The 18,203-nt window shown below is 31.2% G+C and carries 20 protein-coding genes; 8 read left to right on the top strand and 12 right to left on the bottom strand.

Annotated elements, in window-relative coordinates; genetic code table 11:
- Positions 1-2: 2 nt before the first annotated feature.
- Positions 3-194: a cbb3-type cytochrome oxidase assembly protein CcoS gene (ccoS, locus tag H601_RS0104795; RefSeq protein WP_026710446.1), complete on the bottom strand. Its 192-nt coding sequence runs from the start codon at positions 192-194 to the stop codon at positions 3-5.
- Positions 195-293: 99 nt separating this feature from the next.
- Positions 294-2,687, bottom strand: coding sequence for a heavy metal translocating P-type ATPase (locus tag H601_RS0104790; RefSeq protein WP_026710445.1), 2,394 nt, complete (start codon positions 2,685-2,687; stop codon positions 294-296).
- A 109-nt stretch (positions 2,688-2,796) separates the two neighbouring features.
- On the opposite strand from H601_RS0104790, the gene H601_RS0104785 reads away from it, so the two are divergent.
- Entirely contained in the window at positions 2,797-3,477 is a 681-nt protein-coding gene (locus tag H601_RS0104785; RefSeq protein ID WP_026710444.1) for a Crp/Fnr family transcriptional regulator, read from the top strand.
- Positions 3,478-3,532: 55 nt separating this feature from the next.
- Here H601_RS0104785 and H601_RS0104780 read toward each other — a convergent pair whose 3' ends face one another.
- From H601_RS0104780 to H601_RS16590, 8 genes are all read right to left on the bottom strand, one after another.
- On the bottom strand, positions 3,533-4,681 hold the full coding sequence (locus H601_RS0104780; RefSeq protein WP_026710443.1) for a T9SS type A sorting domain-containing protein: 1,149 nt from the start codon (positions 4,679-4,681) through the stop codon (positions 3,533-3,535).
- 188 nt (positions 4,682-4,869) lie between these two features.
- Positions 4,870-5,643, bottom strand: a complete 774-nt coding sequence (gene mazG / locus H601_RS0104775; protein ID WP_026710442.1) for a nucleoside triphosphate pyrophosphohydrolase — start codon at positions 5,641-5,643, stop codon at positions 4,870-4,872.
- A 60-nt stretch (positions 5,644-5,703) separates the two neighbouring features.
- Entirely contained in the window at positions 5,704-6,126 is a 423-nt protein-coding gene (locus H601_RS0104770) for a DUF5606 family protein (RefSeq protein ID WP_026710441.1), read from the bottom strand.
- A gap of 22 nt (positions 6,127-6,148) precedes the next feature.
- The gene (gene def, locus H601_RS0104765) at positions 6,149-6,736 is read right to left on the bottom strand and encodes a peptide deformylase (RefSeq protein ID WP_026710440.1); all 588 of its coding nucleotides are present in this window, start codon (positions 6,734-6,736) and stop codon (positions 6,149-6,151) included.
- Between the two features lie 101 nt (positions 6,737-6,837).
- A complete protein-coding gene (gene ruvX / locus H601_RS0104760; RefSeq protein WP_026710439.1) occupies positions 6,838-7,254 on the bottom strand; it encodes a Holliday junction resolvase RuvX in 417 nt (138 codons plus the stop codon).
- Between the two features lies 1 nt (position 7,255).
- On the bottom strand, positions 7,256-7,537 hold the full coding sequence (locus H601_RS0104755) for a type II toxin-antitoxin system RelE/ParE family toxin (protein ID WP_026710438.1): 282 nt from the start codon (positions 7,535-7,537) through the stop codon (positions 7,256-7,258).
- Positions 7,527-7,760: a hypothetical protein gene (locus H601_RS0104750; RefSeq protein ID WP_026710437.1), complete on the bottom strand. Its 234-nt coding sequence runs from the start codon at positions 7,758-7,760 to the stop codon at positions 7,527-7,529. Before H601_RS0104750 ends, H601_RS0104755 begins: the two co-directional genes overlap by 11 nt.
- A 28-nt stretch (positions 7,761-7,788) precedes the next feature.
- Positions 7,789-8,676: a copper resistance protein NlpE N-terminal domain-containing protein gene (locus H601_RS16590; RefSeq protein WP_026710436.1), complete on the bottom strand. Its 888-nt coding sequence runs from the start codon at positions 8,674-8,676 to the stop codon at positions 7,789-7,791.
- Between the two features lie 121 nt (positions 8,677-8,797).
- On the opposite strand from H601_RS16590, the gene H601_RS0104740 reads away from it, so the two are divergent.
- The 3 genes from H601_RS0104740 to H601_RS0104730 all read left to right on the top strand — a co-directional run bounded on the left by H601_RS0104740 (position 8,798) and on the right by H601_RS0104730 (position 12,686).
- A complete protein-coding gene (locus tag H601_RS0104740; RefSeq protein ID WP_026710435.1) occupies positions 8,798-9,613 on the top strand; it encodes a 2,3,4,5-tetrahydropyridine-2,6-dicarboxylate N-succinyltransferase in 816 nt (271 codons plus the stop codon).
- A 119-nt stretch (positions 9,614-9,732) separates the two neighbouring features.
- Positions 9,733-11,604 (top strand): LTA synthase family protein, encoded by a 1,872-nt coding sequence (locus H601_RS0104735; protein ID WP_026710434.1) that lies wholly within the window; start codon positions 9,733-9,735, stop codon positions 11,602-11,604.
- A gap of 14 nt (positions 11,605-11,618) precedes the next feature.
- A complete protein-coding gene (locus H601_RS0104730; RefSeq protein WP_035655552.1) occupies positions 11,619-12,686 on the top strand; it encodes a glycosyltransferase family 9 protein in 1,068 nt (355 codons plus the stop codon).
- Here the strand turns inward: H601_RS0104730 and H601_RS0104725 are convergent.
- Together H601_RS0104725 and H601_RS0104720 are read right to left on the bottom strand one after the other, a co-directional pair.
- Positions 12,670-13,485 carry a glycosyltransferase family 2 protein gene (locus H601_RS0104725; protein WP_026710432.1) on the bottom strand — a complete coding sequence of 272 codons (816 nt, stop codon included), beginning with the start codon at positions 13,483-13,485 and terminating at the stop codon, positions 12,670-12,672. The genes H601_RS0104730 and H601_RS0104725 overlap by 17 nt on opposite strands.
- Before the next feature lie 42 nt (positions 13,486-13,527).
- Positions 13,528-14,289: a lipopolysaccharide kinase InaA family protein gene (locus H601_RS0104720; protein WP_026710431.1), complete on the bottom strand. Its 762-nt coding sequence runs from the start codon at positions 14,287-14,289 to the stop codon at positions 13,528-13,530.
- Positions 14,290-14,457: 168 nt separating this feature from the next.
- Between H601_RS0104720 and H601_RS0104715 the strand changes: the two genes are divergently transcribed.
- Genes H601_RS0104715 through H601_RS0104700 form a run of 4 tightly spaced genes read left to right on the top strand, consistent with a single transcriptional unit; the run spans position 14,458 to position 18,170 of the window.
- Entirely contained in the window at positions 14,458-15,351 is an 894-nt protein-coding gene (locus tag H601_RS0104715) for a polysaccharide pyruvyl transferase family protein (RefSeq protein ID WP_026710430.1), read from the top strand.
- A 2-nt stretch (positions 15,352-15,353) separates the two neighbouring features.
- On the top strand, positions 15,354-17,195 hold the full coding sequence (locus H601_RS0104710; RefSeq protein WP_026710429.1) for a DUF3413 domain-containing protein: 1,842 nt from the start codon (positions 15,354-15,356) through the stop codon (positions 17,193-17,195).
- Entirely contained in the window at positions 17,195-17,761 is a 567-nt protein-coding gene (locus tag H601_RS0104705) for an L-threonylcarbamoyladenylate synthase (RefSeq protein ID WP_026710428.1), read from the top strand. The genes H601_RS0104710 and H601_RS0104705 overlap by 1 nt, the downstream gene beginning before the upstream one ends.
- Positions 17,762-17,795: 34 nt before the next feature.
- Positions 17,796-18,170 carry a GxxExxY protein gene (locus tag H601_RS0104700; RefSeq protein WP_026710427.1) on the top strand — a complete coding sequence of 125 codons (375 nt, stop codon included), beginning with the start codon at positions 17,796-17,798 and terminating at the stop codon, positions 18,168-18,170.
- The last annotated feature ends 33 nt before the right edge of the window (positions 18,171-18,203 follow it).

The following is an 18,203-nucleotide window of genomic DNA, read 5'->3' as shown; positions in this document are numbered from 1 at the left end:
AATTATACTTGTTTTTCTTCGATTGTTTTTATTTGATTTTTGTTTGGTTTCTTGATTTCATCGTCAAAAAGTATTCTGACGGAAGGAGTATAATCATCATCATATTGACCACTTCTAACTGCTTTTATAAATGCATACAGAAAAAAAACGGCCACAATAATGCTGATAGTGATTAAAATGTAAATGACGCTCATACCTTAAATTTATGTTAACAAAGTTAGTTTGACTGGTTTTTATAAAACATGATATTTGTCATGCTATTATTTTTTTGTTGGAAAGCATTTATCGATTTTTTATGGGACAGGTCGCGACCTATCCGTACGTGCGTAAATATTGGTCATTATCGTTACGAAACTTACAATAGTGATGGTACTCAACGGCATAATAATCGCAGCCACAAGTGGTGATAAATTTCCGGTTACAGCAAAACTTAAACCTACCACGTTATAGGCTAAAGAAAGTGCAAAACTCATGTAAATTGTCTTCATGGCATTTTTAGAATAACGCATAAAAAAGCCAATTTTAGAAAATTGAGAAGCATCTAAAATTCCATCGCACGCAGGCGAAAAAACATTCACATTTTCTGAAATAGAAATGCCAATGTTACTTTGTGCTAATGCACCGGAATCGTTTAATCCATCTCCAATCATCATTACATTTTTTCCTTGATTTTGAAGTTTTTCAATGTAGTGCAATTTTTCTTCCGGCCTTTGATTGAATACCAAAATGGTTGATTCAGGCAACATTTTTTCCAGAATTTTTCGTTCACCGTCATTATCACCTGATAAGATGACTAAATCATATTTTTTTGCTAATTGAAAAAACAATTGCTCTAACCCTTCTCGGTACTGATTATTAAACACATAACTACCTTTGTAAACACCATTTATTTCCACATGAACTTTGGTTTTTTTATGCGTATTCTCGGTCATGGTTTTTAAAAACTGCGAAGAACCTAATTTGATGGTATTTCCTTCTATTTCAGCAAAAATTCCTTTGCCAATAATTTCTTCAAAATGAGTGGGATTTATCTTTTTTTGTGCAGGAATAAAATCATACAACCTTCTGCTTAACGGATGATTAGAACCTCTAAGTGCGTTGTTCAACAACTTCAGTTCATGTTCATTCAAAGGAATTCCTTCATACGTAATTGCAGTTTTTTTATTCGTAGTAATCGTTCCTGTTTTATCAAAAACCAATGTATCTACTTGAGCTAATTGTTCAATTACGGTAGCGTTTTTGAGATAGAATTTTCGTTTGCCTAATATTCGAAGCACATTTCCCAACGTAAAAGGAGCGGTTAATGCCAAAGCACACGGACAAGCCACAATTAATATCGCAGTAAAGACATTGAAAGCCGTATTGGTATCGATAAAAATCCAATACAAAAAAGAAAAAAATGCCAATCCTAATAATGCAGGAGTGAAATAGCGACTGATTTTATCGGTTACGGTTTTGTGTTTGACCTCAACTTTTTTCTGAAATACATCGTTGCTCCACAATTGTGTGAGATAACTTTGAGAAACGGAGAAAAGCACTTCCATTTCAATAATTTTACCCATTTGTTTACCGCCAGCGAAGATTTTATCGCCTGATTTTTTTTCGATGGCAACGGCTTCTCCTGTCACAAAACTGTAATCAATGTATGCATTTTCGGAAATTAAAATACCATCAACCGGAATTAATTCTTGGTTTCGGATTAAAAGTCGATCTCCTTTTTGAATGTCATATACTTGCACAGAAGTTTCAGAACCATCGGCTAAAACTTTAGTTATCGCAATAGGAAAATAGGATTTATAATCTCGTTCAAAAGAAAGAAACGCGTAGGTTTTTTGTTGAAATAATTTTCCCAACAACATAAAAAAGATGAGCCCGGTCATGCTATCAAAAAAACCTTGACCGTAATCGAAGACAATATCAACTGTACTTCTGACAAACATCACTACAATTCCTAAAGCAATCGGAATATCAATATTCAACAAACCAGATTTTACACTTTTATAAGCCGAAACATAATAGCCACTGGCGGAATAAAAGAAAGAAGGCAACGAAATTCCGAAAATCAACCACCGGAAAAATCCACGGTATTCATTTATCCAATATTCTTCAACTTCAAAATATTCCGGAAAGGAAAGTAACATGATATTTCCAAAACAAAAAAAGGCAACACCTATTTTATAAATCAAACTTCGATCGATGTCTTTTTTTCCATTATCAAAATTTTCTAGACTTATATACGGTTCATAACCGATTGAACTGAGTAATTCGACAATTTTCTTTAAGGAAGTTTGCTCAGGTTGAAAAGTGACACGAACCTTTTTCTCAGGAAAATTAACTTGCGAAGTAACTATTCCTGATTGAAGTTTTTGTAGATTTTCCAAAATCCAAATACACGAGCTACAGTGTATATGCGGAATGTAGAGTGAAACAATATGTGTTGTATCCTCTTGGAATTCGAGAAGTTTAGTAACAATGTCTTCATTGTCTAAAAAATCATATTTACCTTGTATATCTTGTGGAGTCGCACCCGGGGCTGCTTGAAAATCATAATAACACGTTAAGTCATTTTGACTAAAAATTTCATAAACGGTTTTGCAACCATTGCAACAAAAACTTTTTTCGTCAAAAAATATTTCGTCTTTTTTACTAATTTCATTACCACAATGGAAACAATTTTCTGTGTCCATCTTTTGCTCATTTTACCTGCAACAAAGGTTGCAAAAGGATGAAAATTAAAATATGATATTTGTCATACTTTAATTATCTTTGTAAATACCAACAATAAATAAATACACCATGAGCAAGTGTGAGCAATGTATTGTAAGGGAATTTAGTTCGTTAAAAGCCCTTAACAAAGAAGAATTACTTAAAATGGCCAACTGTAAAACTTCCTACACCATAAAAAAAGGTGAATCTATTTTTGAAGAAGGTGAATCGGTAAACGGAATTTACTGCATAAAAGACGGAGTTTGCAAACTTTCTAAACTAAGTGCTAATGGTAAAGATCAAATCGTAAAATTGGTTAAACCCGGAGAATTGTTAGGACAACGATCCATGATTAGTGACGAACCCACTAATTTAAGTGCAGTAGCATTAGAAGACATGGAAGTTTGTTTTATTCCAAAATCGGAAGTATTGGGCTTTTTTAATAACAACAATCAATTCTCAATGAATGTGATGAAAACCATTTGTGGTGATTTGAAAGAATCAGACGATCACATGGTTTCCATGGCTCAAAAAACTGTAAAAGAACGTTTGGCAGAAACATTATTATACTTAGAAGATACGTTTGGCAAGAATGAAGATGGCTCACTTCATATTCAACTTTCCAGAGAAGAATTGGCTGGGATGATTGGTACGGCAACAGAAAGTTGTATTCGATTATTGTCTGAATTCAATAAAAACGGTTTAATTGACATTAATGGGAAAAGAATAAGTATAATTGAAAAGAATAAGTTGAAAAGAATGGCGGAATAAAAAACCACGAGTATTTTACTACTCGTGGTTAAAAAATAAAATTAATCCTAACTGATTAATTTCTAACTAACTTAATGGTTTGAGTAGCATTATTTGCAGTCACTTTTGCAAAATAAATACCACTTGTTAATCCGTTTCCATCAATAGAAACTTCATTTGATTTTGGTTGAAGAGAAATCATCAATTTTCCGGTAATATCAAAAAGTTGAACGCTATTAATTTGATTATCAGCAACACTCAAATTCCAACTTGAAGAAGATGGATTTGGGTGAACAGTTAATTTCACCAAATTAGAATCGTTTACACTTAAAACTTCTTCAAAGTTATATGCACCCGTTAATCGATTAAAAGAAATATTATATAATCCTGCTGTGGTTGGAATATCAACACCGTTTTGAGAACCCACTCCAGCTGGAAAATCAGCACTTCCCCAGTTTTTAGCCCAAGAAGAATTTGCTCTAAACTTTACAAATCCGTTTGATAAGGTGAAGTTTTCTAATAAAAAAGTAACTCCACCATCAGTAGAAGGCATTGCAATATCTGTTTCCCAACCTTGTGCACCGGTACCTAAAATAGAAACCGGAACCTGAATAAAAGAATAATTTAATCCAGAATAGTTAAAAGTTACATTATAAAAACCAGCTGTTAATTGAATATCATTTCCATTTGGTATCGCCTCACCGGAGGGAAATGTGCTTCCACCCCAGTTTACATCCCAAGAATTGTCTTTTCTGAATTTAACATCATTTGCTGTAAAATGAAAATCATCTAAAGTATAAAGAGAACCATTAAAAGTAACCATTGGAACACTTTCTGACCATTCATTAAAAGCTCCAATTATTCCAATATTATCAAATTGAGATGCTACTGTAGTAAAGGTATAAGCACCAGTATCTTTATTAAAAACGATATCATAAGTACCCATTGGAACCGGAATATCTTGACCTCCTTGTGTAGCAGTTCCTGAAGGAAAAGTAGTTGAACCCCAATTGGTATCCCAATTGTTATCTTTTCTGAATTTAGCTCCACCACTTACAGCAAAATTTTGTGAAGTCAAGGTATAGGTTATACCATCGGTTGTATTCATTGGAATATCTGCATTCCAATTTGTAAATTGTCCGATAATAGAAATGTTATCAAATTGAGCCAATACAATTGACACATTAAAGCATAACAAAAAAGTTAAAAGTAGTTTTTTTATCATAATGATTGATTTTTAAGTTATTAAACAAAATTAAGTTACTAAAAATCAATACACAAAAAAAGAAATATGATTTACGAATTATTTAAAATTAAGTATTCTTGAACACTTGTAATGAATGAAAATGCAATGATAAATTGTTTTCGTCGTATAAAATTCAAAGAAATACGAAAACGTTTTCGCTTATGGTTTTATAGCTTTTTTGCTTCTTCCCAAAAGACATCCATCTCAGCTAAAGTCATATCTGAAAGGGGTTTTCCTAATTCTACAGCTTTACTTTCGAGGTACATAAATCGTTTCATAAATTTTTTGTTTGTTCGCTCCAAAGCATCCTCTGGATTGATTTTTAAAAACCGTGCATAATTAATCATCGAAAACAAAACATCTCCAAATTCGGCTTCCATTTTTTCAAAATTTCCTGATTTTACTTCCTCTTGAAATTCTGAAATTTCTTCCTGAACTTTATCCCAAACTTGATGTGGTTCTTCCCAATCAAAACCAACTCCTTTTACTTTGTCTTGAATTCGGCTAGCTTTAACGAGTGCCGGTAAACTTTTTGGAACTCCTTCTAAAACCGATTTTTTTCCTTCTTTCAGTTTTAATTTCTCCCAATTTTGTTTCACTTCTTCTTCATTGGCAACCACTACATCGCCATAAATATGTGGATGACGGTCGATTAATTTATCGCAAATACTATTGGCTACATCGGCAATATCAAAAGCATTTGTTTCGCTGCCAATTTTGGCATAAAAAACAATATGTAATAATAAATCACCTAATTCCTTTTTGATTTCTTGTAAATCATTATCCAAAATGGCGTCACCTAATTCATACGTTTCTTCAATGGTCAAATGACGCAAACTTTCCAAGGTTTGCTTTTTATCCCAAGGACATTTTTCTCGTAAATCGTCCATGATATCGAGTAGGCGACCAAAAGCAGCTAATTGTTGTTCTCTTGTATGCATTGTATATGATTTATGTAAAAATAAAAAATCCTGCTCATCGCAGGATTTAATTATCAAAATTTATTCGGCTGTTTCTTCTTTTCCTTCTTTAGATAACGCTTCAAGTGTTACAAATCCTTTTGGTTGTAACATATTGTACCAATTGATTATTTTTTTAATATCGGAAGGGTAAACTCTGTCTTCATCAAATTCAGGCATTACTTCTCTGAAATAAGACAACAAGACAGTGTTATCTTCTTTGTGAGAAATAGACGCACCTTCGTTTTCTTTTGTAGCAATGGCTTTGAATACCTCAGCTAATTTCACTTCTTCATTATAGGTATAGACCGCAATTTCAGAAAGCAAACTCACATTGCTTCGCATACCTACCGTAATTTTTTTTCCGTCTAATAAACTTTCTGCTACAAAACCGGTTCTGGTTTGTAATTTTAATTCAAATAATCCCGGTTTTCCCGAAATGGCTAATATTTTCTGTAAACTCATTTTAAACTATAATTAAACTTTATTATCTTCCTTTTTTGTTGAAAAACTTCATCTTATAATCAGCTCTGATTTTGCCATCCATTATGTTTTGAAGTCTTTTTTTAATTAATGTCTTTTTTAATGTAGAAATTTTATCGGTAAATAAAATGCCTTCAATATGATCGTATTCGTGCTGAATTACTCTGGCAATTAATCCATCGTATACTTCAGTGTGTTTGGTGAAGTTTTCATCAAAATAGTCAATCGAAATTCGCTCTTTTCGATACACATCTTCGCGAACATCCGGAATGCTCAAACAACCTTCATTAAAACCCCATTCGTTTCCTTCTTCTTTTAGAATTTTAGCATTTATAAACGTCTTTTTAAAACCCTTCAATTGTTCTTTTTCTTCAGGTTTCAAATCGTCGCTTTCGCTAAAAGGCTCTGTATCTACAATGAACAAACGAATGGCCAAACCAATTTGAGGGGCAGCTAAACCAACGCCATAGGCATTGTACATGGTTTCATACATATTGGCAATCAAATCCGAAAGATTTGGATAATCTGCAGCAATATCTTGACCTACTTTGCGTAAAACCGGATCTCCGTAACCTACTATTGGTAAAATCATTTTATAATGCGTATTATTTGTGAGCTACATTTGCTCTTTTAAGGTGGCAAAAGTAATAAAAAGAATTCTGAAAATTCGTTAATCTTTTTGCCTATTTTGGTTTAAATCATTTTACGGGTTAAGAAATCCTGTAGTAAAATAGTAGCGGCAATTTCATCGACTAAACCTTTATTTTGACGTTGTTTCTTGCGTAAACCACTATCAATCATCGTTTGAAAAGCCATTTTGGAAGTAAAACGTTCATCGACACGGATAACTTTCATTTGTGGAAATTCAACCGAAAATGTTTCTACAAATTTTTCAATAATGGGAGCACTTTCTGATGGTAATCCGTTCATTTGTTTGGGTTCGCCAATTAAAACTGTAGAAACATTTTCCTTTGAAAAATAATCTTTCAAAAAAGGAATAATTGTATCAGAAGGAATAGTTGTTAACCCTGAAGCAATGATTTGCAATTCATCGGTAACTGCAATTCCGGTGCGTTTGATTCCGTAATCTATGGCGAGGATTCGTGGCATTTTATAAAGATTCTTTGTAATTAATAAAACCAAAAATGGTCACTATTTTATTTTCTGTGTCAATGAAATAAACACAAACATAGCCTTTGAAAACATAATCCCTGATATTCTCATTATCAAAATGGATGGATTTTTTAAAATGGAATGGTCTTTTTAAATCTTTACGTAAACTCTTGATCAAATCAGATTTAAACTTTTTTGCTGCTTTTGGCTTATCTTTTGATATAAATCTGACCTGTTTTTCAAGGTTATATTTAAAATCATTGGTAACTTCAATCTTCATATTCTGAAATAGTTTCGTCAAGAAACTTATCTAATTCATCTAATGAATAGCATGTTGCTGTACCATTTTTTAATTTTTCAAATGAAGCTTCCAATTTTCTTTTTTCATCCAGATAAGAAGAGTCCTCATTTATTATTTTGTATTCATGAGAAGAAAAATTATTCAAAAACTCTACAATTTTTGACTTGATGTTTGGTTCACAATCGATTCTAATAGTTTCCATAACAAATACTTTTTACAAATATACATCATTATTTAATTGCTTCAAACTTCGCCAACGGTGCCATTCTTGCTCTATTGAATGACAAATTATTTCCGTTAATACTGTAATTATCCACTTTTTCAAGCATTTCTGCAAATTCTTGTTCGGTTGTCATGTCCGGGCACGCCATCAGGGTGGAAGCTCCTTTAAAGAATTTGATTCTCATTGCTTCTTCTTTAATTTCAAAACTTCCCATCATGTTATTGCAACCAGCAAAAGCAGCATAACTATTTTCCTTATTTAATTGAATAAACATCTCTTTTTTAGATTTATCGGATGCGTCAATTTTTTTTCCGTTTATTTCAACCAAACGCCATTTGGTTGAGATGAGTGATTTATTTTCCACTGATGTAATTTGCTTTTTAACATCATTAAAATTTGAAGCTGATGGAGTTGGCGGAGGAGGTAATTCATCAACTACAGTTTTCTTTTGCAAAACGTATTTCTCAGTCAAATCACCACTAATTTTATTTCCTTCCAAATCTAATTGCGTTAGATAATTTTCTCCAACAAAATAACGATTGGGTGCATTTTCAATTCCGGATAAAATAATTGTGTTTCCGGCTTCATTCCACGAATAAACACCCCGAACTTCATTAGTTGAATTTTTCTTTTTCCCTAAATAATTGGTTTTTAAAACGTAGTTGGTTTCATCTTCCAATGTCAGTAAAGTTTCAATTCCTTCGCAATCAGCACAGGGAACAACACCTTGATACATCCCAATATAATCTAAAGAGTTCTTGGCGTTGTGCTCATTATTTACAACAACCTCAGTAGAATCTGCAACGATTTCCTCGTTTCCTTCTTCTTTTATTTTTTGATTACAACTCAATATCAAAAGAGCGAATAAGAATAGAGATGTGTTTTTCGTTTTCATATTAAATATCATTAGGTTCAATACAAATTTAGTTCATTTTGTTATTTTTCTGAAGTAAGTTTACAAAAATCAAACCAAAATGTATTGCGAAAAGATTTTATCTTTGTCAAAATTTTATAAAATGAACAATTTACAACCTATCATAGAAAAAGCTTGGGAAAACAGAGCTTTATTGCAAGAAGAAACTACTACTGCTGTCATCAGAGAAGTTATTGAATTATTAGATAACGGAAAACTTCGCGTAGCCGAACCCACAACTGATGGTTGGCAAGTGAATGAATGGGTTAAAAAAGCTGTAGTAATGTATTTTCCTATTCAAAAAATGGAAACCTGGGAAGCCGGTATTTTTGAATACCACGACAAAATGGAATTGAAACGCAACTATGCCGAAAAAGGGGTTCGCGTGGTTCCTCCTGCCGTAGCACGTTACGGTGCGTATGTATCCAAAGGTGTAATCATGATGCCAAGTTATGTAAACATCGGAGCGTATGTGGATGAAGGCACAATGGTAGATACTTGGGCAACAGTTGGAAGCTGTGCTCAAATTGGAAAAGACGTTCACTTGAGTGGAGGTGTTGGTATTGGTGGGGTTTTAGAACCGCTACAAGCAGCACCGGTTATCATTGAAGACGGAGCATTTATTGGCTCGAGATGTATTGTAGTAGAAGGTGTTCGTGTGGAAAAAGAGGCTGTTTTAGGTGCCAATGTGGTTTTGACCGGTTCAACCAAAATTATTGACGTAACAGGCGAAAGTCCGGTGGAATATAAAGGATTTGTTCCTGCTCGATCGGTGGTGATTCCGGGAAGCTATACCAAAAAATTTCCAGCTGGCGAATTTCAAGTTCCTTGTGCACTGATTATTGGTCAGCGTAAACCTTCAACCGATTTGAAAACTTCGCTCAACGATGCGTTGAGAGAATATAATGTGGCAGTTTAAAAAAGCTATAAACAATTCAGTTCCTTCTATCTGTTTTCAGAATTGAATGAAGGAACTTTTTATTTTTCACCCAACTATCATTTATTGAATTCTTGCATTTACCGTAATTTTCATTTCAAATGGCAAATTATTTAGAAAGTATCAAATTGTATTTCAAACGATTATTAATCGTTCTTTTCTTTTATCAAATTTGTCGATTTCTTTTTTTTCTATTCAATAGAAATGCGTTTGAAAATGTAACTGCAAAAAGTTTTTTGGGCGGTATTCATTTTGATGTTTCGGCTATTGCCTATATCAATTTAATTTATGCATTTTTTCACCTACTACCCGGTAAGATCAACTATTCTGATCGTTATCAAAAATTCTTGAAAATTGGTTTTTTTAGTGTGAATTTCATCTTTATGTTAACCAATTTTGTTGATTTTGAATATTACAAATTTACGGGCAGAAGAAGTACTTTTGGGATGATAACAGCTAGCGGAATGGAAAATGAAATTGGTGGTTTAATTTTTTCCTTTCTGATTGAATTTTGGTACTTACCCATTTTAGCTATTCTAATCGGTTTCTCTTTTTGGAAATTGTTGCCAAACGGGGAAAAAAGTAGTGAACTCAGTTCAAGTTGGTCGCAAAAAGGAAAACAAGCATTACTATTTTTGATTTGCATTGGTTTTTTTATTGTTTTGGGGAGAGGCGGCATTCAGAAAAAACCAATAAAAATTGTAGATGCGGTAAATTATGGTTCCATAAATCAATCAGCTTTGGTGCTCAATACTCCTTTTTGTATTTTGATGACTATTGGAAAAAAGGAAACGTTAGAATCTCCTAAGTATTTTGATGAAAAGGAATTAGTTGAAATTTTCAATCCTATTACAGAATTTAAAAAGGATGGAGATAACAACCGTAAAAATGTAGTTATTTTAATTTTAGAAAGTTTTGGTAGAGAAAATATTCAACGTGGCCAAACTCCTTTTTTAGATGAGTTGATAGAAAAATCATTGTTTTTTGAAAATGGTTTTGCTAACGGAAAACTTTCTATTGACGCCGTACCTTCTACCCTTTCAAGTATTCCGAGTTTGATGAATCATTCCTTAATTACCTCTAGTTATGCTATAAACGATGTTTATGGTTTGCCTAAAATTATGAAAGCCAACGGCTACTCAACCTCCTTTTTTCATGGAGCTTTTAACGGAAGTCAAAATTTTGATCAATATTGTAAAGTAGCAGGTTTTGACAATTATTTTGGTAAAAATGAATATGACGGTTCCGATGCTTTTGATGGAAGATGGGGCATTTTTGATGAAGAATTTATGCAGTTTTTTTCAGAAAAATTAACTTCATTCAAAGCACCTTTCTTTGCGACACTTTTCACGATTTCATCACACAATCCATATATTATTCCGGAAAAATACAACGGCAAATTTCCAAAAGGAACAACTAAAATTCAAGAAAGTATTGCTTATACTGATTTTGCCTTGAAACGTTTTTTTGAAACAGCTTCAAAACAGGAATGGTTTAAAAACACTTTGTTTGTCATTACCGCAGATCACACTTCCTCTGAACCAACAGAGCCAAAATTCAAGACAAATGTTGGGAAATTTCGAGTTCCCATTTTGTTTTTTGATCCATCTAACCCTTCAATTAATGGAAAAAACGATAAGAATTTGCAACAAATTGACATTATGCCTTCTATTATTGACTATTTAAATATAGAAAGTAAAATGATAACCTATGGTAAATCGTATCAATCTGAAAAAGATTTTGTTGTGTATTATTTAGACAACATTTACCATTATATTTCAGGTGATTATTATTTGGCTTTTGACGGAAAAAAAGCAATAGGTTTATATAATATTAAAAAAGATGAATTACTTTCCACCAATTTAATCAAATCCGAAAATGAAAAAGCAGCCGAAATGGAGAGGTTTATTAAAGCCTATATTCAATCATTTAACGAACGAATGATTGAAAATAAATTAGTCTTGAATCAATAAAATTAGAATTGAATATGAAAAAAATATTGGTCATTCAACAAAAAATGATAGGTGATGTTTTGCTGAGTTCAATTTTGTGTAATACGTTAAAAAAAGCATATCCAGAGGCTCGAATTGATTATTTGGTTCATGAAAATACAATTCCGGTTTTAGAAAATAATCCAAATATTGATCAAATTATTCGTTTTACTGAAGAGCATAAAAACAGTAAAAAGGCATTTTTTAAATTAGGCAAAAAACTTAGGGCTGAAAAATACGACTTGTTGATTGATGCCTATTCAAAGCTTGAAAGTTGGTTACTTTCTTCAATGAGCGGAGCAAAAAAGAAAATATCATACAAAAAAATAGGTCGTAATTTTATTTATGATATTAATGTACCCTACGCTAATTCTCCTAAAACAAATTTGGGTCTAGCCATAGAAAGACGATTATCGTTGTTAGAGCCTTTAAAAATAGAATCATTTTATGAGCCTATTCCGAAACTGTTTTTAACCGAAGAAGAAATTCAAACGGCTCAAAATACGTTTTCTGACTTTGGTGTTGATTCTTCAAAAAAAACAGTCATGATGAGCATTATTGGGAGCGAAGAAAAGAAAACATATCCGCTTTCTTATATGGCTGAATTGGTTAATTTTATTGGTGAAAATTACAATGTTAATATTCTCTTCAACTATTTTCCAAAGCAAATTGAACAAGCAAAAAAAATCTACAATTTATGTTCAGAAAAAACCAAAAGTAAAATATTCTTTGACTTATTAGGACAAGATTTGCGTTCATTTATAGGTATTATGCATCAATGTGACGCCATAATCGGTAACGATGGTGGAGCAATTAACATGGCAAAAGCATTGAATAAACCATCATTTATTGTTTTTTCACCTTGGATTGAGAAAAAAATGTGGGCCACATTTGAAGATGGAATTAATCATTGCTCAGTACATTTAAACGATTTTGAACCGCAACTTTTTATACATAAAACAGAAAAAATACTAAAAAAAGAATCCGAAAGTTTATACCAAAGTTTTAATCCAAAATTAATTCTTCCTCAATTAATAGAGTTTTCGACTACACATTTTTGTTAATTCCATTTGGCGTTTTAGTGATGTTATGCTTTCGATTAAAAGCTCGAATGGCGAGATTTTTATCCCATTCTTCTTGACTAAAATAGCCTCTCGCATGATCTAAATGTAAGCAAATCGCACTGTAACGAATTTGCTTTGAAAGCATTCCGTTATTAAACATACGTTCACCCAATTCACGATCTAAACCACCATATTTCATCACTTCATTAAATCCGTTTACCGCTAGTATATCTTTTTTAAAACCGGACGAATTGTGTCCATTCCAAGAACGCTTAGTTGGAGTAAGCCAATTCATAAAAGCTGCAATCCATTTATTGTGCGTTAACTTAGTAAGTTTAAAATTGAATGATAATCCTTGTTTTCTTAACCATGAAATATCAAAACATTCCTGATTAATTATGTCATTTTCTGAAATGGAATTGGATATTGACATGGGAAGTTTGAAGTAGCCTCCCGATAAAAAGTAACCTTCTTCTTTAAAAAATAAATGCGTGAAAACAAAATCTTTTCTTGGGATACAATCGCCATCGGTAAAAAGTAAATAATCAGAATTGGATGCTAAAATGGCTTTGTTTAGAATTTTTGGCTTTTGAAATCCATCATCCTCTTGCCAAACATGCACAATCGGATGTTTAAATTTTGATGAAAAGCTATCAATTAATTCTTTAGTTTTAGAGGTTGAACCATCATCAGCAATCACAATTTCAAATTCAGATTCGGTTTGAACGCTATAGCCAATTAAGACTTTACGCAACCATTCTTCGGAATTGTAAGTTGTAATGATTATGGATACTTTCATTGAAACTAATAAGAAGCGAAAAGTACTATTTTTTACGAAATTTTACTTCCAAAACTTCAATTTCTTTTTCAATCTTTTTTTTCTGTAAAATCGGCTTTGAAAGTCAGCCGTAAATTTCCACATTTTTTCAAAAACATATGTTTCTTGTTCTCCGGTTAATTTAGCATATTCATTACTCATTAAAGCTACAATTTCTTGACTGGAAGTTAGTTTAGAGAAATTTTTAATTCGTTCATCTAAATTCATTTCCTTATCAAAATTAGTCCGGTTTAAATCAACTAAAAAGAATGAAAAAATATCATTCCCCTCCTCTTTTATAAGTGTATTACCGGTGGAATGGTCAATAAATTCAACATGAGCACAATGTAATTTATATGTAAATGCTACAAATTGCCTGATTATTTTTTCTTTCTTCTGAGCATCTTCTAACTTTAATATATCTCTAAAAGTATAATTTGCTTTGATGTATTCACAAATATAATAACTATCATTTAAGCCTAACCAATCGGTGTTTTCTACATAAGCTATTGGCTCAGGTGTACCAATTCCTTTTGACAATAAGCGTTCAGCATATTCAAAAGATCGTTTTGCTTTACTTTTTCTAACATAAGCATATAAAAACTTATTGATTAGATGAGGTTTTTTAAATGCTTTAATACAAATGACTTGATTTTCAAAATCAACAATTTTTAAACTATTTCTATTGCCTTCATATATATATTGACCAATGCTGTAATAGGATTGAATAATCTCAAAAAGCTTTTCTTTTTTATCACTATAATTTTGGCTAACCATCATTTTCATAGAGGTCTTTTTAGAATTTAGTTTTCAAAATTAGAACATTTAATTTTAAAATTTCCAAAATGGTTTAAAACCTTAATTTAAATCAGAAAAAATCAATCCATCAAAATACTTTTAAATTCAGTATTTTTGTTTACTTTTTAACATTTCAAAATAATTCAATACATCAACATGAGTATTTTTAGTTCAATACAACGAAAAATCACAAAGCGAAGGGTGATAAATACCATTCTGAATACAGAACAATTTAATGTTGATGTTGTCAATATTCATCGTATTGATCCGAATAATATTGGCGATTATTTTTGTGCTCCACATCATTATTTTGAAGTATTAAAAAATAAAAGTCTAGATATTTTTGATTATAAAAGTGAGGATAAAAAAGTAACACAACATTTTATTGATCAAATCACTAATAATTCACTTATCGTTGGTGGCGGTGGACTTTTGAACAGAGATGGATTTACAATGCAAATGCAATTATTTGAAAAATTAACTGCCAAAGGGAAAAAAATTGTGCTTTGGGGAGTTGGACACAATGAAAAATCACCTTCTTCTTATGGAAAAATATCAAAATATAACATCAATACCGATAAATTTGGTTTGGTTGGAACAAGAGATTTTTCAATGCCGGGCGAATATGTTCCCTGTGTGAGTTGTCTTCATCCGTTGTTTGATAAAAAATATGATAGTACAAATGAAGTGGGAATCGTTTTTCATAAAGACACCCTAAAAAAAGAAACTATTGTAGCTAAATATAAAGACTTTCCAACCTCATCCAACACTAAAAACTTAGATGAATTAATTTCTTTTATCGGTAGTTGTGAACACATTGTAACCGATAGTTATCATACAATGTATTGGGCTATGTTGATGAATAAAAAGGTAGTTGCAATTCCGAATTCATCCAAATTTTTTGATTTTAAACACAAACCTGTAATTTCAACTTTTGATGAAGCTTTAAGCCAATTAAAAAACTCTCAAGTGATTGATGGATTATTGGAAGAATGCAGAGAAATTAATATTGATTTTTCAAAAAAAGTATTTGATTATTTAGATTTATAAAAATGAGAGATTTTAAAAAAGGCATTGCACAATTATATATTTTTTCACTTTTAAATATCTTATTAGTTTTTGTTGTTGCTATTTCATACGCTCAACACATTGATGGCTTAGATGATTTTGGGGCTATTCTTTATTTTTTAATTACCACATTTAGTCATTTTGTGTTAATTGGATTATTACCTTTTTTTATTAGTATTTTCATTTATTTCCTTACCAAATCAAAAAAAATCACTTTTGTATTTTATTCCATTTTAGCGGTTTTACTCCTGATTATATTAAAAATTGATTCACAAATATTTGATCAATTTCGCTACCATTTGTCTCCAATTGTTCTAGAATTGCTTTTTGGAAAAAGAGCTAATGATATTTTTCAATTTTCATATGGTGATATTTTTTATTTTGGAGCAATTATATTTTTTATCATTTCCATACAATTTTTGTTTTATTACATTTCGAAAAAGGCCATTTCAAAAATTAAATTGTTTTATTTCAAATATCAAATAATTGCCTTTTCTATTTGTTTTCTTCTAAGTCATTTAATGTTTGCATGGGCGGATGTTAATTTTTATAGACCGATTGTTCAATTTAAAAATGTATATCCTTTGTTTTATCCATTAACGGCTGAAAAATTAATGACAAATGTTGGACTAGTTGATAAAGATTTCATTGCAAAAAACAACAAACTAAATCAAAATTATAGCGGTAATATCATTCAATATCCATTATCAATAATAGAATCATCTCCTTTAGAAAAAACAAAAAATATTATTCTGATAGTGATAGATTCATGGCGATATGACTGTTTGACCGCAGAAATAACACCAACGCTTTTTGAAATTGCACAACAATCTCAAGTTTTTGAAAATCATTACAGTGGTTCAAACATGACTACCGGTGGTATTTTTTCACTTTTTTACGGAATACCCGCAACTTATTATGATTCGTTTACCAACTATCAAAAATCTCCTGTTCTGATAGACGAATTACTTAAACAAAATTATTCTATGGGGATTTTTAGTAGTTCTACTCTTGAAAATCCAACTTTCAATAAAAATGTTTTTTGCCATATCAAAAATCTCAGAAATTTTTCTGACGGAAATAGTCCATCTGAACGAGATTGTGATATAACCTCCGATTGTTTAGCTTTTTTAAAAAATAGAAACAAAGAAAAACCTTTTTTTAGTTTTTTGTTTTATGATGCGGCTCACGGTTTTGACTATCCGGATTCTTTTGAAACTCCATTTAAACCCAGTATAAAAAATGTAAATTATTTAGATTTAAATGATGATTATAATGCATTGCCACTCAAAAATAGGTTTAAAAACTCTTTAAACTTTATTGACCATGAAATTGAAAAAATAATTGAAGCTCTAAAAGATGAGGGAGAATTAGAAAACTCTTTAATTGTAATTACAGGTGACCATGGTCAAGAATTCAATGATAATAAAAAAGGGTATTGGCAACATGGTGGAAACTTTTCAAAACATCAAATCAAAGTTCCGTTTTTACTATTTGATCCATCCTTAGAGGCAAAAAAACACTCTCATTTGAGTCTTCATTATGATGTAGTGCCTACAATAATGAAAAACTATTTAGGTGTTAAAAATGATCTAAATGACTATAGTACCGGAAAAATATTATTTGAAAATTCAAACAGAGATTGGTTTGTTTGTGGATATAATCAAAAATATGCTGTAATTCAAAAAAATAAAATAACGACAATTTATGCTTCTGGTTTTTTTGAAGTTACAGATCAAAATTTGAAAATTCTTAATGAAGAAATTAACTTTTCAATTATTGAAAAAGCTTTGAAAGAAACACATAAATTCTATAAAACAAAATAATGGACATCAACACCGAAATCCACAACGCTTTCCAAGTTATTCAAAACGGTGGAATCATTCTCTATCCTACCGATACTGTTTGGGGAATTGGGTGTGATGCTACGAATCCGGAAGCCGTTAAAAAAATATACGAACTCAAAAAAAGAGCCGAATCCAAAAGCATGATTGTGTTGATGAATGGCGAAAAAATGATGTATAATGTATTCAAAGACATTCCTGAAGTAGCGTGGCAAATTCTTGATTTATCAGAGAAACCCACCACATTAATTTTGGATAAACCCAAAAATGTGGCTCCAAATATCATTGCAGAAGATCAAACTTTGGCCGTTCGAATTGTGAAAGAACCGTTTTGTTATAAATTGATGGAACGCATGAAAAGACCTCTGGTTTCTACTTCTGCAAATATTTCCGGTGAACCCACTCCAAAATCATTTAAAGAAATCAGTCCCGAAATTATTAAAGGTGTGGACTATGTTGTAAATTTGCACCGCGAAAAAATTTGCGACAAGCCATCAACGATTATAAAATTAACGTTGGATAGTCAAGTTCAGATTATTCGGAAATAAAGTTAAAAGCCACGAATTCACGAATTAAATTTTAATGACAGATATTTTATACAAAACGGAAAGCTATAAATTAGTAGGCATTTTATTTGAAGTACATAATAATTTAGGTAAAGGATTTTCTGAAATCGTATACAAAGATGCACTCGAATATGAATTTAAAAATTCATTAATTCAATTTGAAAGAGAGAAAGAGTATTCAGTTAATTATAAGGATACTATTTTAAAACACAAATTTTACGCTGATTTTGTCGTATTGGATAAAATAATTTTAGAAATAAAATCATGTAAATCTTTAAATGACGAGCATATAGCTCAATGCTTAAATTATTTAAAAGTTTCAAATAATAAACTAGCAATTTTGGTAAATTTCAACAAAGATTCATTAGAATATAAAAGAATTATTCTTTAGATAGAATTTGTGAAAAAAAATTTTTTATTCGAT

It is taken from the genome of Flavobacterium filum DSM 17961 (genome assembly GCF_000425465.1).
Lineage (GTDB): Bacteria > Bacteroidota > Bacteroidia > Flavobacteriales > Flavobacteriaceae > Flavobacterium > Flavobacterium filum.
Note: the sequence above shows the minus strand (reverse complement) of the source record. Positions and strands in the feature narration are given on the sequence as shown.

Bases quoted from the DNA above. Each gene is read 5' to 3' on its own strand.
- ccoS (WP_026710446.1), bottom strand. From the start codon at position 194: ATGAGCGTCATTTACATTTTAATCACTATCAGCATTATTGTGGCCGTT.
- H601_RS0104790 (WP_026710445.1), bottom strand. From the start codon at position 2,687: ATGGACACAGAAAATTGTTTCCATTGTGGTAATGAAATTAGTAAAAAA.
- H601_RS0104785 (WP_026710444.1), top strand. From the start codon at position 2,797: ATGAGCAAGTGTGAGCAATGTATTGTAAGGGAATTTAGTTCGTTAAAA.
- H601_RS0104780 (WP_026710443.1), bottom strand. From the start codon at position 4,681: ATGATAAAAAAACTACTTTTAACTTTTTTGTTATGCTTTAATGTGTCA.
- mazG (WP_026710442.1), bottom strand. From the start codon at position 5,643: ATGCATACAAGAGAACAACAATTAGCTGCTTTTGGTCGCCTACTCGAT.
- H601_RS0104770 (WP_026710441.1), bottom strand. From the start codon at position 6,126: ATGAGTTTACAGAAAATATTAGCCATTTCGGGAAAACCGGGATTATTT.
- def (WP_026710440.1), bottom strand. From the start codon at position 6,736: ATGATTTTACCAATAGTAGGTTACGGAGATCCGGTTTTACGCAAAGTA.
- ruvX (WP_026710439.1), bottom strand. From the start codon at position 7,254: ATGCCACGAATCCTCGCCATAGATTACGGAATCAAACGCACCGGAATT.
- H601_RS0104755 (WP_026710438.1), bottom strand. From the start codon at position 7,537: ATGAAGATTGAAGTTACCAATGATTTTAAATATAACCTTGAAAAACAG.
- H601_RS0104750 (WP_026710437.1), bottom strand. From the start codon at position 7,760: ATGGAAACTATTAGAATCGATTGTGAACCAAACATCAAGTCAAAAATT.
- H601_RS16590 (WP_026710436.1), bottom strand. From the start codon at position 8,676: ATGAAAACGAAAAACACATCTCTATTCTTATTCGCTCTTTTGATATTG.
- H601_RS0104740 (WP_026710435.1), top strand. From the start codon at position 8,798: ATGAACAATTTACAACCTATCATAGAAAAAGCTTGGGAAAACAGAGCT.
- H601_RS0104735 (WP_026710434.1), top strand. From the start codon at position 9,733: ATGGCAAATTATTTAGAAAGTATCAAATTGTATTTCAAACGATTATTA.
- H601_RS0104730 (WP_035655552.1), top strand. From the start codon at position 11,619: ATGAAAAAAATATTGGTCATTCAACAAAAAATGATAGGTGATGTTTTG.
- H601_RS0104725 (WP_026710432.1), bottom strand. From the start codon at position 13,485: ATGAAAGTATCCATAATCATTACAACTTACAATTCCGAAGAATGGTTG.
- H601_RS0104720 (WP_026710431.1), bottom strand. From the start codon at position 14,289: ATGAAAATGATGGTTAGCCAAAATTATAGTGATAAAAAAGAAAAGCTT.
- H601_RS0104715 (WP_026710430.1), top strand. From the start codon at position 14,458: ATGAGTATTTTTAGTTCAATACAACGAAAAATCACAAAGCGAAGGGTG.
- H601_RS0104710 (WP_026710429.1), top strand. From the start codon at position 15,354: ATGAGAGATTTTAAAAAAGGCATTGCACAATTATATATTTTTTCACTT.
- H601_RS0104705 (WP_026710428.1), top strand. From the start codon at position 17,195: ATGGACATCAACACCGAAATCCACAACGCTTTCCAAGTTATTCAAAAC.
- H601_RS0104700 (WP_026710427.1), top strand. From the start codon at position 17,796: ATGACAGATATTTTATACAAAACGGAAAGCTATAAATTAGTAGGCATT.